Source organism: Chitinophaga sp. LS1, from assembly GCF_034274695.1.
Lineage (GTDB): Bacteria > Bacteroidota > Bacteroidia > Chitinophagales > Chitinophagaceae > Chitinophaga.
Genome location: NZ_CP128362.1, coordinates 1,187,019 through 1,202,441, shown reverse-complemented (window position 1 = coordinate 1,202,441; position 15,423 = coordinate 1,187,019). Strand labels below are relative to the sequence as shown.

At 39.1% G+C, this 15,423-nt stretch carries 13 protein-coding genes; 9 read left to right on the top strand and 4 right to left on the bottom strand.

Translation table 11 applies throughout. The annotated features are described in order from the left end of the window. The first annotated feature begins 95 nt into the window (after positions 1–95). From QQL36_RS05025 to QQL36_RS05015, 3 genes are all read left to right on the top strand, one after another. The gene (locus QQL36_RS05025) at positions 96–800 is read left to right on the top strand and encodes a response regulator transcription factor (protein WP_321569174.1); all 705 of its coding nucleotides are present in this window, start codon (positions 96–98) and stop codon (positions 798–800) included. Between the two features lie 9 nt (positions 801–809). Further along, positions 810–2,294: an ATP-binding protein gene (locus QQL36_RS05020; RefSeq protein WP_321569173.1), complete on the top strand. Its 1,485-nt coding sequence runs from the start codon at positions 810–812 to the stop codon at positions 2,292–2,294. Positions 2,295–2,779: 485 nt separating this feature from the next. Continuing rightward, positions 2,780–3,178, top strand: coding sequence for a response regulator (locus QQL36_RS05015; protein ID WP_083722548.1), 399 nt, complete (start codon positions 2,780–2,782; stop codon positions 3,176–3,178). Between the two features lie 283 nt (positions 3,179–3,461). Here the strand turns inward: QQL36_RS05015 and QQL36_RS05010 are convergent, their stop codons facing one another. Beyond that, positions 3,462–3,968 (bottom strand): nucleotidyltransferase, encoded by a 507-nt coding sequence (locus QQL36_RS05010; RefSeq protein WP_143708820.1) that lies wholly within the window; start codon positions 3,966–3,968, stop codon positions 3,462–3,464. Between the two features lie 504 nt (positions 3,969–4,472). On the opposite strand from QQL36_RS05010, the gene QQL36_RS05005 reads away from it, so the two are divergent. Next, entirely contained in the window at positions 4,473–4,949 is a 477-nt protein-coding gene (locus tag QQL36_RS05005) for a hypothetical protein (RefSeq protein ID WP_143708821.1), read from the top strand. Positions 4,950–4,969: 20 nt separating this feature from the next. Next, positions 4,970–5,488 (top strand): hypothetical protein, encoded by a 519-nt coding sequence (locus QQL36_RS05000; protein WP_143708822.1) that lies wholly within the window; start codon positions 4,970–4,972, stop codon positions 5,486–5,488. Positions 5,489–6,337: 849 nt separating this feature from the next. Here the strand turns inward: QQL36_RS05000 and QQL36_RS04995 are convergent. Further along, the gene (locus tag QQL36_RS04995) at positions 6,338–7,633 is read right to left on the bottom strand and encodes a hypothetical protein (protein WP_321569172.1); all 1,296 of its coding nucleotides are present in this window, start codon (positions 7,631–7,633) and stop codon (positions 6,338–6,340) included. A 171-nt stretch (positions 7,634–7,804) separates the two neighbouring features. Between QQL36_RS04995 and QQL36_RS04990 the strand changes: the two genes are divergently transcribed. After that, positions 7,805–8,824, top strand: a complete 1,020-nt coding sequence (locus QQL36_RS04990; protein ID WP_321569171.1) for a sensor histidine kinase — start codon at positions 7,805–7,807, stop codon at positions 8,822–8,824. Further along, complete coding sequence (locus tag QQL36_RS04985) at positions 8,821–9,522, top strand: LytTR family DNA-binding domain-containing protein (RefSeq protein WP_321569170.1); 702 nt, start codon at positions 8,821–8,823, stop codon at positions 9,520–9,522. Before QQL36_RS04990 ends, QQL36_RS04985 begins: the two co-directional genes overlap by 4 nt. 392 nt (positions 9,523–9,914) lie before the next feature. Here QQL36_RS04985 and QQL36_RS04980 read toward each other — a convergent pair whose 3' ends face one another. Together QQL36_RS04980 and QQL36_RS04975 are read right to left on the bottom strand one after the other, a co-directional pair. Beyond that, positions 9,915–10,724: an AraC family transcriptional regulator gene (locus tag QQL36_RS04980; RefSeq protein ID WP_321569169.1), complete on the bottom strand. Its 810-nt coding sequence runs from the start codon at positions 10,722–10,724 to the stop codon at positions 9,915–9,917. 5 nt (positions 10,725–10,729) lie between these two features. Next, the gene (locus QQL36_RS04975) at positions 10,730–11,536 is read right to left on the bottom strand and encodes an oxidoreductase (protein ID WP_321569168.1); all 807 of its coding nucleotides are present in this window, start codon (positions 11,534–11,536) and stop codon (positions 10,730–10,732) included. A 360-nt stretch (positions 11,537–11,896) separates the two neighbouring features. Between QQL36_RS04975 and QQL36_RS04970 the strand changes: the two genes are divergently transcribed. Beyond that, complete coding sequence (locus QQL36_RS04970) at positions 11,897–12,610, top strand: helix-turn-helix transcriptional regulator (protein WP_321569167.1); 714 nt, start codon at positions 11,897–11,899, stop codon at positions 12,608–12,610. Positions 12,611–12,790: 180 nt separating this feature from the next. Further along, positions 12,791–15,247 (top strand): TonB-dependent receptor domain-containing protein, encoded by a 2,457-nt coding sequence (locus QQL36_RS04965; protein ID WP_321569166.1) that lies wholly within the window; start codon positions 12,791–12,793, stop codon positions 15,245–15,247. Positions 15,248–15,423 lie beyond the last annotated feature (176 nt).

The following is a 15,423-nucleotide window of genomic DNA, read 5'->3' as shown; positions in this document are numbered from 1 at the left end:
ATCCCAAAGCGATTGCAGAAGTATAACAAAAGTATCACAGCGCTATTTCCACGGTATTTTTACTGATTTTTGATAAAATTTTATACCTCAGATTTATGCACAAGGTGCTTATTATAGAAGACGATACCCATATTGTAGAATTACTCAGCATTCACCTGAATGATCTTAACTGCCATGTATTCGCCGAAAGTAATGGGCAGCGGGGATTGGCTACGGCTAAAGAGCAATCCTTTGACCTGATTATTCTGGATATTATGTTGCCAGGAATTAACGGTATGGAGATATGCAGGAGGATCAGGCAAACCGACCGGCATACACCTATACTAATCTTGTCGGCCAAGTCGGAAGAGATTGATAAAGTAGTAGGATTGGAAACCGGCGCGGACGATTACCTGACTAAACCTTTTAGTGTACGGGAGTTTATTGCCAGGGTAAAAGTGATTTTCCGCAGGAAAGATGATGCTATGCCTGTCCATGAAAAATTGCCTGAATCTGCTGTCATACGGTTTTCAGGACTGGAGATCGATACGGATAAAAGAAAAGTGATGCTACATGATACCCGCGTAGATCTTTCTCCTAAAGAATTTGATCTGATTACCCTGCTGGCAGCTAATCCCGGGAAAAGCTATAGTAGGAAACGTTTGTTAAACCTCGTATGGGGTTATGATTTTGAAGGATATGAACATACCGTCAACTCCCATATCAACCGGCTTAGGGGCAAGATTGAAGAGGATATTTCCAACCCCAGATTCATCCTCACTACCTGGGGCGTTGGGTACCGTTTTAATGAAGAATTATAAAACAACATTATGTCTGTAAGAACGATCCGGGGCAATCTTTTATTCTGGAAAATAGCCACTGTATTTTCTGTCCTGCTTATCATATTGGGAATCGTGTTTGTGTTGATCGCTTCTAAGTTATCCAGGTCTTATTATACGATGGCACATCAGGAGCTCTATGGCAATGTAGCATCACACCTGGCTAGCTTTACACATCCATTGAAAAATGGCCAACCAGACACCACCGTAACACACGATATTATTCATTCCATTATGGTGGCCAATCCAAGTGTGGAAGTCTATTTACTGGATACTACAGGAAAGATCACCGACTATGTTGTTCCGGATAAATCGGTCCAGAACCATCAGGTGGATATCAGCAAAGTAAAACAATGGCTGGCTGTTAAAAATGGAGAACGCCCCCTTGGTGATAATCCCAAGCAGCCGGACGAGCCAGGTATATTTTCCGCAGCACCGGTATATGAGAACGGGCAACTGACTGGTTATGTATATGCAGTATTAGCCAGCGAAAAGCAAAGGGAAATACTTACTACACTTAATAGCCATTTGTATTATCGCCTGGGTATGTATATTTTCTTCTGCGCCCTGGGAATCGCATTTATTGTGGGCGTCATTACTTTTTTCCTGATTACGAACAGTATCTGCGATATTGCAATGGTTGTCCGGAGGTTTAAGGAAGGCGATTATTCTGCCCGCATAGAAGGTCATGCCAAAGGTAACCTGGGTATGCTCACTTCTACATTTAATGAAATGGCGGACGTTATCGTGGACAATTTCGACAAGATAAGTGCCACAGATAAATTCCGGCAGGAGCTGATTGCCAATGTATCCCATGACCTGCGCACACCTTTATCCATTATGCAGGGATATGTAGAGACGCTGATGATCAAAAAAGATAGCCTGGCAGAACCAGAAAAAAATAAATACCTCTCGGTAGTGCTGGACAGCTCCAAAAAATTATCAGTGCTGGTAGAGCAATTGTTTCAATATGCCAAACTGGAAGCCAACCAGGTAAACCCGGAAAAAGAACAGTTCCTGCTTAGCGAACTGGCCTCCGATATACTGATGGCTTACCAGCTCAAAGCAAAAGAAAAAGGTATTAGCTTAAACCTCAATACTGAGGGTAACCTGCCACTTGTGTTTGCAGACATTGCGCTTACTGAAAGGGTATTGCAGAACCTGATAGATAATTCCTTTAAGTTTACCTCTGAAGGTGGCAGTATCACCATCCAATTACAACAAACCAGTGCCGGTGTAAAGGTAGAAGTTGCTGATACTGGTATCGGCATCGCACCAGAAGACCAAACTTATATTTTTGAACGGTATAAGTATTTACATAAAGATGGGCTTCCCAAAAAAGGGATGGGCATCGGTCTGGCTATCGCAAAAAAAATATTGGAGCTGCACCAGTCGTCAATACAGGTAAATAGCGCCCCGGGCAAGGGCGCGGCATTCTGGTTTGTGCTGCCGGCAGTAGCAGGAGTTGGTATGTAAATTCCGATTCGGGAAACAAATATCCAGGCCTGACACTATTTGTCAATTCGGATTTTCCAAAGGAATAGCTATAATATTTAATATCAGTATCACTTAATTCTCCTCCAAGCTAAAAAACGCTAATGTTTAGCAAAATATAAAGGCCTTCAGATGGTGAATCTGGAGGCCTTTTTTATATATAGAAAATAGAGACCTGATTTTGCCAGTCATATCAAAAATGATTTTGACTGTAAAAGGTCCATGGGTGAAATTGCCGGGGTGAAAACTTGTAAAACGAGTTATTTATTTCAACCGCATCAAATTGATTCAACTAGTAATCGAACTGTTGTTTGCGTCGATAACCGCTGGGTAAAATTTTCCAGCCAGTGCCTGTAATGCCGTCCTGAAGTGCTTATTATTGTTTTCGCTCTGGACATATTAATTTTTAACAATCTTACTATTTGGCATGCTTTTTTTATTCACTAACCACAATTAAAAATGCAAGTATGAAAACTAAAACTACTCCCCACAAAATATTGATCATTGATGACGAAGGTGACCTGTGCATGCTTCTAAACATACTACTGGAAGGGAATGGAACGAAAGTAGAACATGTGCAAAGCATTGCTAAAGCTGAGGAATATCTTCTACAGGAAAAGCCTTCTTTAATATTATTAGACAATCGACTGCCTGACGGTTTTGGTATCGACTTTCTTAGCGTTGTAAAAAAGGAACATCCCACTGTAAAAGTGATCATGATCTCTGGTGTTGATGCGGCCGCGCAGGATGTAGCGCTGGAAAATGGTGCTGATGCTTTTCTCAAAAAACCATTTGCCAAAACGCAGTTGCACCAGACGGTTACGGAGTTACTGAATGCGGAAGAAGCTGTTAATTCGCTGTCCTGAACATGCAATTACATTCTATCCATTTTGCTGAAGTATTTCAATCCGGAGAAGGCACCAGTAATTAAAACTGTCTTTTTCACCGTTTATAGTTTATTGTGGTCGTCTTATTGACCCTACAAAACTACTATGCACCTTTTCCGGATACTTATATCCTTTGCGTAAAAAAAACCGCCTTCAAGTCTTTCGATTGAAGGCGGTTTTTTGATTAGAGTTTAATGAGTGCTATACCCTTACTATTTAATGTTTTGAGAAGTTCGAAATTCAATATATCGATTGGGCTGATTTATTCTTCAGACTGGCTTCTCCTGATTTTGAGCTGCTCAATATCATCTATATCTTTTTCTCGTGCCAATGCTAATTTACTTTTAAGTAAATCTTCATAACTTATGTATGGCACTTCAATGTCATCAATCTCTGCAACACTTCTATTTTCAAAGGATAAACGAAATCTAGAGAGGCCAAGCAGTTCAGGCAAAAAGTCCATTTTGAAATATTCCTCTTCAAATCTAAAAAATGATCTTTTCGGATTAGGGGCAATTTCGTTTTTAAATTCAGTTACATCCCTCCCTAATTCTTCCAGTGCATTAAGGAGTTTAAAATAATTATCGTAAGTTGGATTATACCAAAAATCAAGATCATGCTTTTCCATGACAGCTCCGGAAGAGTCATGTGACAAGCGAAAATAGCCATGCAAGGCAACCGCGGTTCCACCAACTACTATATATTGAACAGAATGTTTATTAAGTATGCTACATACTTTCAAAACACTTGCTAGTAACTTATTTTCCATTACTTTGACTTATTGGAGGAATTATTTCGCTTAGATTGCTTTGGAGAAGAAGAATGTTGTTTCATTATAGCAATAAATTCTCTTAAATCCGATTCATATTTTAAATCAGACTGTTGAGGCTGCTGTTGGCTATTACTTGCCTTTAGGTCTCTAATGTTTGTATAGCGAGTAAGCTTTTTCATGACTTATATCGAAGATAAAACTTTTTGACCAAAACCGGTGGTAAATTTGCTTTCCTCTAAAGTATCGATCTTTTCATCTACCTCTCTATGACGGGCCTTTAAAATTTTCTGCTGTTCAAAATTATCTTTGTTCATTTCATAATACAATGCTATAAGTGCTTCTTTAAGGAAGTCTTCAATTACTTTTGGTCTGGAGGAGGTAAAGACGTAAGAGGTTATGTACCCGTTTCTGTACAATAATAAATAAATATGAAAAATATCTGTATATTATTAATTGTGGTTTTATCAGCAGGAATAGTACATGCACAACGGGCTACTCAAGATGATCCAGTTGTTTGAGGATTATCTACACGATTTAACCAGCCTGTCTACTGACTGGATGGCTTTTAATCATTTAAACGGGTATCGCCATGTTGATAGCACGCAGATACTTAAAAATCTCGCTATATACAAAGTTTTAAAGGATACGATCAGGGTGTATACTTCCTTAACAGAGGGTTTTGCTCATATGCCTTATCAATTCAATTTTGAAGATTATGCGGAAAATCCCATTGGAGTCGATGTGGAAATGGAGCCTTTTGTTCCTGCATATAAAGCTGATCTTGGACAGGCAAATAAAGGAGCATATGTGGAATTTGAAATTTCCGGTACCTTGCTCACTGAACCTCCGAGTTCCGGGGGAACAGGAAATGCAGTAAGGATTGTAACAGATGAAACTGTCCGAGGGCAACCATTAAATATTTCTAATGCAAATCCAAGATTTAGAATCTGGGATTATATTAAATGGATAATGGAATAAAACCTTATATAAAATTCATTATGAAAAAAACGGTAATTGAATATGATAAAATCCTTGAATTATTCATTACGCTTCGTCAGGTTGACCTATCGATTGTAGTGGGCCGTCCGGAAAATTATCAGGAACTGCTTTCATATTTCGACGAAAGGAAATATATCAGTCCTTGTTTACAATACTTTGTTGCAAAATGTAAGGAGCATAAACTTCCTTTAGTTTACCAAGAGCATAACTATGCCGGTCAACCAAAGTTGTTTTCGCAAGTGATCTTTAACTTTTGGAACAGGTGGCATCGTTCTTTAATTAATCATGAATTGATGACGGCAGGCTATCTGTGTGCAGAAATAGAAAAAGTAATATTTAACAAGGCCATATATAATTATCCATTAGTAGATCTGAGGCTGAAAATTGGAAATTTCTATAATAATGTGCTGATGCAAAAGTTGCACAAGAAAGATTATAGGGCGTTTCGTATTGAACATTTTCAACAGCATTCATGGCTGACAACATTGTCGTTTGAAAAAATTATGGAGTATAAATGAAACTAGGGGCTGTATTTTATACAGTCCCTGGTTTGTTATAATCGCCAGTCCACAGGTGAAATGCCTACCTTTGCCAGCAACTCATTTATCTTTAAAGATTAATTTATGGCAAAAGGATTCAAAATCTATCAGATCATGTTTAGAGAATTCCTGGAAGTCTTAGCAATAGTAATGAAAAGTACTTTATCATCTATTGAGATGTTAAAGCACTTTTCGCCGAATCAGATTTTGAAATATGATTGCAATGTATAACTAAATTAACATTTCAGATTATACCACAAAAGCAGATATACTTTGCAATTTTTCCTGAAGAATGTAGTCGTTTTACAAATTGATTCCAGGTCAGAGCAACTGTATTCCATGTCCTCATCTTGATACCCTTCATTAGCAAAATTTCAATACTCATTATGATGGCACCGGAAATTTGGGATGATCAGGATCTCAGAAATCAGTTTTAACGTCTTTTTTATGAAAATAGTTTAATAAATAGTTTTGATCACTAACTGATGCATGCTATGATCCAGAAATATGAAATTAAACCCTCAACAGAGCTGCTAATGCATATATGGGGCTAAAATTGACAGCTTAATCTTCGTTAATCAAACCAGGGCGTTGTTATTTCCCTCGTTTTGGAGCTTGGATATATTAGGATAGATAAGTACAGTGCAATTGCCTATAGTTGTTTTAATAAGGAATTCTACTAATAAAATCATGAATTTCGGATAAACCATCCATAAATTGGTTCGGAAATTTTCCCTCCCAGCCCGCTAAAAGAGCCTGATTATCGAAAAGATGATCGGTCCCTTTTTCGTTAACAGTACCTTGCCAGACAGGTGGGCAATCCGGGAATTATTCCTTCCTGATCAACGCTGATTGTAAGCTGTCCATTTTTTCAATTCGCCACCCCTTATTTAGTTGCAGCTGCCATCCATTACCTTGTACAATACTATCTTTTGCATGTAGACTATCCATTGCCGGTAATGTGATCACTTTCCAGTCCTTCATGAGCATACCACCATCCACTAACTTCAACTTTCCCCAAACATCATTTATTTCTGCGGTTGGATATACAGTACCCAATTCCCCCAGGTCAAATAAATTGTTAGGATTAAACACGATGTTCATTTTCACCAGGTTGATGACCAACACCGGTTGATGAGTAAAAAGACGGGTATAAATATCTTCCTGCTGTCGTCTGTTTTTCTCTTTCATTTTTTCAGCATGTATGATACTATCTCCCTTGTACTGCTTTTCCAGTTTAGCCAATACAGAAGTAGTCGTTTGTTCAGGCACAGCCACTTTGTAATATTTTTTGATCAAAGCTGGAAATGAAGAATTTGAGTCGACTGACTGTGTCCAGCCTGGCGATTTCTCATAAAGCAGATACCCATAAACAGGACCGGTTATATAAGCCATGGATCGAATCAATGACAACCTGGTGTCAGCCTTATCAATCTCATTATACAAATGTTGTCTTATATTACCAGGTAGTCTACCCAGTAGCATTCCTGTATATTCAGCTAGTCCCTCATTTATTTCCAGCAAGCGTTCGTTGTCAAACGTTGAAGGAAATAATTCCTGTCTTTTTTTGCGAAAAAGCAGTGCATTCACCAAATCCTTCTTACGCTGATCGAGGGGCTTGGCTAAGGCTGCTTTTAAAGCCTGCAGTTCTAACAAAAAATAGATACGTCCATTAGTAGTTGCCAGATGGTCTATTGTCGGGCTAAGAGCAGGAAACCCAAGTTTATGTTGAATGCGGTGAAAGGATTCATGTAACATAAGGCTTAGTCGTTCCTCCATGTCAACTGGTAATGGCCATAATATAATTGCCCACAACCGTCCTTGCCAGTTTATAGATGTATTGGCAACCATCACTTCCTGAGGTAACGTCCCTTTGTACAAGCCTTCTGTTATGAAGGTAAAGGCCCCTGCGCTATCCGGCATATTTGCATAAGTGGTTCTGGAATGGGGATCAACTAGTAACATAGGGCCATAAAGGGGATGTTTCCACATAAAATTTCGGCTGCTTGCGGAGTCCGCTTGCCTGAAATAAGTGGCAGCAAGCAACATGGCAGTATCTACTCCCTGGGCAATCCCACGAAAAGTTATGGTGATTAGCATTAACAATCCAATAATAGCTTTCATGTTTTTTTGTGAAAATTAAATACTGGTCTGACATGGTAATCTCAAATTATACCAATGGCCTTATACTTTTCACAATAGGTAATGTCATTTGCATAACTACCGTTAATCCTGTAAATAAGACATTTGCTATAAAACGGATGTACTTTTTTGCCATTTTCATAAATTTGGTTCATGCGACGTTTTCTACTACATGTGAGCTTTTGGCTGGGGTTCTTTTTTATATGGAACCAGATCACGTATTTTTATATCAGTGATAAGGGAAACCGTCTTTACTTTTCAGCGCTCGATGTAAGTTTGATACTTTGTGCCTTTTACGGCATTTATGCATACCTGATGCCCCGTTATTTTAAGCATAAGAACGTAACAAAGCTGCTGGTACTATCGTTAATATATCTTATACTACTGGCAGGCGGATATGCTTTTGTTATGAAGCTATTTTTGAACCACATGCTGGTTCCCATTCACTTTAATTTTTCATGGAACTACACTGATTTACAGTATAATCGTTTCTTCATTGCATTGTTGAGTTTGTTAGGAGGAGGTGCTTTAAAGCTGGCACTTGATCGTGTGAATACCCAACGTAGGCTTAATGAGATGGAAAAAGCCAACTCACTGGCGGAACTGACCTACCTCAAAGCACAGCTTAACCCTCATTTTTTATTTAATTCTCTTAATAGTCTCTATACACAATTAGATTTTGATTTGCCACAGGCAAAGGTTACATTAGTGACTATCGCGGATTTATTACGCTACCAATTATATGAATGTAGTGCTGACTTTGTTCCCTTGTCCAAAGAATTAATGCATCTGGAAAATTATTTTAATCTTCAGCGAATACGTACAGAAGCAACTACTATTTTAAATGTAAAAGCAGATAGCAACGACTTGACGATTTCTCCATTGCTGCTTATGCCATTCGTTGAAAATGCTTTTAAGCACGTGTCTGATGATGATGACAGGGAGAATATCATACAAATCGATATTCAGCTTACAGATGGAAAACTGCATTTTTATTGTATGAATACAGCCACTGTTAAGGAACATTTATCTGCTACATATAATAGCACGGGAATTGGTTTGCAGAATGTAAGACAGCGACTGGAACTCTTATATTCAAATAAATATGAACTTACTACCAAAGAACTTGATAATAAGTATTACATCTATCTAAATTTAATCTTAAACCAATGATGAACTGTATAATTGTAGAAGATGAACCATTGGTACGTAAACAAATAGAAGGATACATTGAGAGAATACCTTTTTTACACCTGGTTGGAACAGCACGTAATCCAATTATAGCCAAAGCTATCTTACAAACCGAAGTGGTTGATCTGATTTTTCTGGACATTAAAATGCCTCAGATGAGTGGTATTGAGTTTTTACAACGGCATGATGTGTTCCAGCAGGTTATTTTCATAACCGCTTATCCTGAATATGCTTTGCAGGGATTTGAGTTGAACGTCACCGATTACTTAATGAAACCTGTAACGTTTGAGCGTTTTACAAAAGCCTGTGAAAAGGCAAAAGTTAAAATTTGTGGTTCGTTAACTGTAAAAAATAACCTGGAACATCCTGACTATTTATATGTCAAATGCGAGAATTGCTTAGAGAAAATAGCGTATGTAGATATATTATTTGTTGAATCTATGTTGAACTATGTACAAATAGTTACTACAGAACGAAAATATACAGTATACTCCAGCCTGAAAGCAATTAATGAGCGTTTGCCACAAGGTCTTTTTTTAAAGATACATAAGTCCTACATCGTGTCTTTAAATCACATAAGTACCTTTGGGCAATCTCAGGTTCTAATCGCAGGGTACAAATTACCAATAAGTCGCAGGAACCAGCAAACGATAAAACGGTATCTGACAAACATACAATAGAACTCGCTTTATATTGCGCCTCAACTACGTTATGGAGTGGAATCACGAAAAGCAACAGACAGTATCATGCTGAACCCAGTTTGATTAATTATTAGTGATACATCAGAACCGCACAAAAATTGTAAGATTATTTATGACTCCCGAATTCACATTCGGTCAATTTCTGTAAAACTATTCTTTAAAGTAAAACAAATCCGGACGTGTAAGCAAAACTCCGGCATTAGTTCTCCTACTGTTGAAAAAAAGCAAATCAGGAATCAGCGGATTAGAAGTCTCTGCAACCGGGCAGGGTCTCATGAATGTGTGAATTGAATCATAATTGGATGATTCAACACAGCTTATAAGGTGGTAATGGAGCAACTCAATTCAGGGAAATGTGTCCCTGGTAGTGGTCAATACTTTTGTTGCAACGATGAGGCATTCACTCCAAATTCTTTTTTGAATACTGTGGAGAAATGTGATAAGTTTTCAAATCCGACTTCCAGATAAACATCAGACGGTTTCCTGTTCTTTTGGGAAATGAGAAAATGCGCCATTTCCAACCTACGTTTTTGTAGCCATTTTTCGGGTGTTACGCTGAATATCTTCATAAAATCACGCTTGAATGTCGAAAGACTTCTACCTGTTAATTTCGCGAATTGCACGAGGGGAACGTTGTACGAGAAATACCGGTTCATATATGCTTCCAGATCTATTTTGTACGGTTCGCTGAAATCGAACAGGAAATCTTTTAACACAGGATTACGTAGCAATAATTCAATTGCTTCTGTGGTTTTAGCTTGCGCCAAAATGGACGTAAGGATCTCCGGTTTCGCAAGATACGGTAGTAATGAGTCGAAATATCCTCTCATAAACGCATCGTTTTCTAACAACACATTGGAGGCTCCGCTATAAACTTTCTCTGATTTTATGCCATATTCAAGGCTGTATTTTCTCAATGCATCCTGTGTCAGAAATATGTTAATGGAAATAAACTGATTACTTACGGAATCAATTTTCTTCACTGCTTTTACAAGCTGATTTTTCCGTATTAAACTCAATGTTCCAGTGTAATGTGAAACGGCTTTATTATCTGTGTAGAAATCAACTGCACCCGAAACGATTAATCCCAACACATGCTCGTATACAAATGGGTCGTGTTCCTGTTTCTCATCTTTGCTAAAGAAAGAAAGTGCGACATTATGTTGAAAAACTGTTGCCATAACATTTACTTCATTTGTCTAAGAATAATCTTGTCCATCAATTTGTCTGAAATAATTTTTCTTATACCCAGAATTGGTTTTGCACCAAAACCTCCAACATAACGTGTTTTCGGATTTGTAGCTTCAATACTTTTTTTAATCAATTTAGCAATGACAGAAGGTGCTGGCAGGTTCAGATTAAGGGTAGATTTTACTGCACTTTTAGCCATTTCTTTATAAGCTGTATGGCCAGAAATACGTATCAGGTGATCGTTTGCAATTTCTGCCCATTCAGATTTAATACCACCCGGTTCTATCACGATCACATCGATACCAAATTCCTTTACTTCCATTCGCAAAGCATCACTCAAAGCTTCCATTGCAAATTTACTGGCATGATACCACCCAGCCAAAGGAAATGCAACTTTACCACCAATTGATGAGATGTTTACTATCTTACCATATTTATTTTCTCTCATTTTGGGCAATACTAACTGGGTTAAACGCATTGCTCCAAACACGTTTACTTCCAGTTGATAACGGGCGTCTTCTATTGATACATCCTCGATTGCGCCACCTGTACCAAACCCCGCATTGTTTACCAATATATCAATGGTTCCTGCTTCTCTAAAGATCTGGTCAACACATGCCAAAATGCTTCCGTCGTTCGTGATGTCCAATTTAATCGGCTGAATACCATATTCTTTTAGATCCCGCATTTTCTCTGTCCTTCGTGCCGCGCCATAAACATTGTAACCATTTTGCGCTAATAAAATTGCGGTTGCCTTTCCAATTCCTGCAGAAGCTCCTGTAACTAAAACTGTTTTTGCCATAAGTGTTTTTTATGGTGTAAAATTAGTTGAAGCTTCTACACGAAGGTTTTCTCAAACGTCCAGATTAGTTTGGTGAGAGGTCCAGACCATTAAAAGTACAGGTCCGGCCATTTTATTTAATTCAAACTAAAATACCAACTTCGGGATTTTATTAACTTATTTTAGCCTAAATGCCTCCCAAACCATCCAATCCTCCTTTCTCCATCAAAAAATCTAAGTTATATTTGAATATAGCATGTCCGGGAGGCGAATCCCTCTGATGCACCCGCCATCAATCCAATTAAAAAGTTTATAGGTTTGAGAGCAACTCCGGATACTCTGCCTTTTTGTTTTTAAAGGATTATGATAACTTCGTAACTGATGAAAGCGATACCTGTTAAGTCGAAGATCTATAGTCACCAGCTGTTGAAGATCAGTCCATTTAAAGAGGTGATCAAGCCAACAGTGCCGCATAAGCACGCCGATTATTTTGAATTGATCGTGCTGGAACATGGTGCCGGTTACCATACTATTGATGACCAAAGCTACGACGTACTGCCACCGTCGATCTATTTTCTGAAGCCTGGCCAGGTCCATTGCTGGGATTTTACCCGGATACCTAAAGGCTATGTGATCCTGTTTCGCGAAGAATTACTGAACCGTAAAAGCCTGGAGATCGTGTATAACTTACCAGTGCTTATGCAGCTAAAGGAGAACGCAATGTTGTTAGAACTGGTCAGATGCTTTTGCCAGGACTATCAATCTTCTGCTTCCCCTGCTATCTTAGAAGCCTATTTACAACTGATCCTTTTAAAGGCAGCCGAAGAATCGAATGCGCAATTACAGGATGGCAAGCCCTTCAATCCGATCTATTACCAATTCAAAAGCCTTGTCAATGTACATTTTCAACAGATCAAAAAAATACAGGCATATGCCGAAATGCTGCATTTGCCGGGCGCACAATTGAATACTATTTGCAAGACAGCCTCCGGCAAAACACCTTCTATGATATTGAATGAACGTATTGTACTGGAAGCCAAAATACTGTTATCCAATACAGAATTATCCATCAAAGAAATTGCAGCCAGCCTGTAATTTTCCGATCCCTCACATTTTGTAAAGTTCTTTAAGCTGTATACCAACCTTACACCGGGGATATACCGGGAACTGGCCTTTGCGAAGCGGCATTAATTTTATTATACCATAATTGCATAGCAGGCTACCATTAATACGATGCGGCAGATAATATTTTTGTGAGGTTTAATATCTGCCATTATGAAACTCCTCTGCCTCCTTATTTTATTATCTGGAATATTTACTGCTTCGGCACAAAATGCTATTATTAAAGGCAGGATCATCGATGCTCAAAGTCAGTCACCCGTGGAATACGCAAGTGCCGCATTGTATAGCACAATTGATTCTGGCCTGGTAGCAGGCAGTATCAGCAACCCCAGTGGTATATTTAAGATCGGGAAGATTACGCCGGGAAACTACATGCTAAAGATCACCTTCCCTGGCTACGAGCCCCAATACCTAAAAAATATTGTAGCTGGCAATTCGGATATTGACCTGGGCATAATCCGGCTTACACCTTCATCTAAAATGCTCAACGAAGTCGCTATATCCGGACAGAAAATAACCGCATTGAACAAGATCGATAAACAAAGTTATAATGCAGGGCAATTTGAATCTGCTAAAGGAGGCTCTGCTATCGATGTCTTGAAAAACCTGCCATCTGTAACAGTCAATTCACAGGGAGACATCAGTGTGCGGGGTTCTGCAGGTTTTATGGTACTGATTAATGGTAAACCAGTGCTGGCCGATGCACAAACTGTGCTGACACAATTGCCTGCCAACGCCATCGACAATATTGAACTAATCACTGCGCCCTCATCGAAATATGATCCTGATGGTCACGGTGGGATCATCAATATTATGACTAAAAAGGGAGCTAACGACGGGTTCACACTAATTGCCAATGCCCAGGGTGGACTGCCAAGTACCACTGATTATAATAATCTGAAAAAACCGCAACGCTTTAATGGGGATATAACGATCAATTTTAAAAAGAAAAAATGGGATGTTTCGATCGGGGGAAATTATACACGTAATGACAATGAAGGATACCGGGAAGGCAATGCTTACACCAAAAATATTACTGGTAACACAATCACCCGCTTTCCCTCCAATGGTGAGCGCAGCTTTGATCGTTATAACTATGCCGGGCGTACTTCCATAATTTATACTGCTAATACCAATAATGTGATCTCGGCCGGTTTTTACAGTGGAAAAAGATACCAGGCACGCTTAGCAGATCTGCTGTATCATAATAGTACCTCCAACCTTAGCACCGGTGCGCTTATCAACAGCACAACCTACTTTAACTCCAATCTGCAAACCAAAGAGGGCACCTTTAATTTAGGTAACCTTGACTATACCCATATGTTTGCCAATAAATCCAGCTTAACGGCCGGGCTGCAATATGAACATGACAACTTATACGGCGGAACTTTGAACCGCAATCTGAAATACCCCAATACCAATGATACCATCCAATATGTAAACAATCCCTATAAACGTCCGATCAGTGCATACCGGTTTAAACTGGACTATACAATTACTATTGGCCAGGGTAAACTGGAAAGCGGTTACCAGTTCCGTCATGATACCCAGCACGGCGATTTCGACTACTTCGTAACTCCGGCAACCTCGCAACCTGACATTGCTAAGTTTAAAGGCAGCACAGACGCCATCAATGAGATCAACTCGGTTTATAGCCAGTACTCCGGCAAAGCAGGTCAACTGGAATATAATGGAGGTCTGCGTTATGAGTACGCGGCAAGGACAGTTCATTTATCCTATGACGCTCATCCCCACATCCTAAACCTATCCAATTTGTTTCCTGCTGCCAACCTTTTGTATCATTTCAACAAAGCATGGGAACTCAAGACCGGCTATAGTAAGCGGATACAGCGCACCAGCAACCTGGAACTCAATCCGATTCCGGAACGTGAGCACTCCGAAACACTGGAGGCGGGCGATCCTGACCTGTTGCCAGAATTTGTTGACCTCGCTGAACTAGGCGTAAACCACACATTTGATAAAGGCTTATTTTTCAGTACCATTTATTATCAGCATGTTCAGAACCCTATCCAGCGATTAAACAGTGTTTATGCAGATACTATCCTTAACCGCGTTTATACTAATGCCGGTGCTGCCCGCCTTTGGGGGGTGGAGGCCGGATTGAATTTAAACCTTTGTAAATGGTGGACGCTGTATATAGGTGGCAATATGTACAATTATAAAATCCATGGAGTTGCTTCAATCCTCAATGTTCCAGTTACCATTTCTAATAACAAATGGGCTTACTCATTTAATGTGAACACCAATTTCCAGCTTAGCAAGACTTCGGGTATTCAAGCTAATATCAACTACCTGTCCAAAAGACCCACTGCTCAAGGAGAGGACGGAGCGTTCCTTGTACCCAATACTTCGTTTAAAAAGAGTTTGATGAAAGGTCGTCTAACAGTTTCTCTGTTATGGGAGAATATGAATATGGGCTTTCTGGGTGCCAATAAACAGCGTATTACTACTTCGGGGCCTGCATTTTATACCACTACAAATTATATTTCGGAAACCGATGTGTTCCTGATCAATCTGAGTTTTAATTTGAACCGCTTTACAAGCAAACTGAAACTACCAACTAGCGAAACGGGTAACCGGGAATTTTAAGGATAGAAAAACATCCTGACATTGATTGTGTGGGCAATTGAGGAATTAACCAATTACCTTAATATGGTAAGGGTTTACCAGGATTTTAAATGTCAAAGATGATTAGCATTACTTATATTGTAAAAGGAGGATAAATTTATCCTTGCTTTTGAAGGCGTAAGCATTCATATAAATTT

Bases quoted from the DNA above. Each gene is read 5' to 3' on its own strand.
- QQL36_RS04975 (WP_321569168.1), bottom strand. From the start codon at position 11,536: ATGGCAAAAACAGTTTTAGTTACAGGAGCTTCTGCAGGAATTGGAAAG.
- QQL36_RS05015 (WP_083722548.1), top strand. From the start codon at position 2,780: ATGAAAACTAAAACTACTCCCCACAAAATATTGATCATTGATGACGAA.
- QQL36_RS05000 (WP_143708822.1), top strand. From the start codon at position 4,970: ATGAAAAAAACGGTAATTGAATATGATAAAATCCTTGAATTATTCATT.
- QQL36_RS04995 (WP_321569172.1), bottom strand. From the start codon at position 7,633: ATGAAAGCTATTATTGGATTGTTAATGCTAATCACCATAACTTTTCGT.
- QQL36_RS04990 (WP_321569171.1), top strand. From the start codon at position 7,805: ATGCGACGTTTTCTACTACATGTGAGCTTTTGGCTGGGGTTCTTTTTT.
- QQL36_RS04970 (WP_321569167.1), top strand. From the start codon at position 11,897: ATGAAAGCGATACCTGTTAAGTCGAAGATCTATAGTCACCAGCTGTTG.
- QQL36_RS05020 (WP_321569173.1), top strand. From the start codon at position 810: ATGTCTGTAAGAACGATCCGGGGCAATCTTTTATTCTGGAAAATAGCC.
- QQL36_RS04965 (WP_321569166.1), top strand. From the start codon at position 12,791: ATGAAACTCCTCTGCCTCCTTATTTTATTATCTGGAATATTTACTGCT.
- QQL36_RS05010 (WP_143708820.1), bottom strand. From the start codon at position 3,968: ATGGAAAATAAGTTACTAGCAAGTGTTTTGAAAGTATGTAGCATACTT.
- QQL36_RS04985 (WP_321569170.1), top strand. From the start codon at position 8,821: ATGATGAACTGTATAATTGTAGAAGATGAACCATTGGTACGTAAACAA.
- QQL36_RS04980 (WP_321569169.1), bottom strand. From the start codon at position 10,724: ATGGCAACAGTTTTTCAACATAATGTCGCACTTTCTTTCTTTAGCAAA.
- QQL36_RS05025 (WP_321569174.1), top strand. From the start codon at position 96: ATGCACAAGGTGCTTATTATAGAAGACGATACCCATATTGTAGAATTA.
- QQL36_RS05005 (WP_143708821.1), top strand. From the start codon at position 4,473: ATGATCCAGTTGTTTGAGGATTATCTACACGATTTAACCAGCCTGTCT.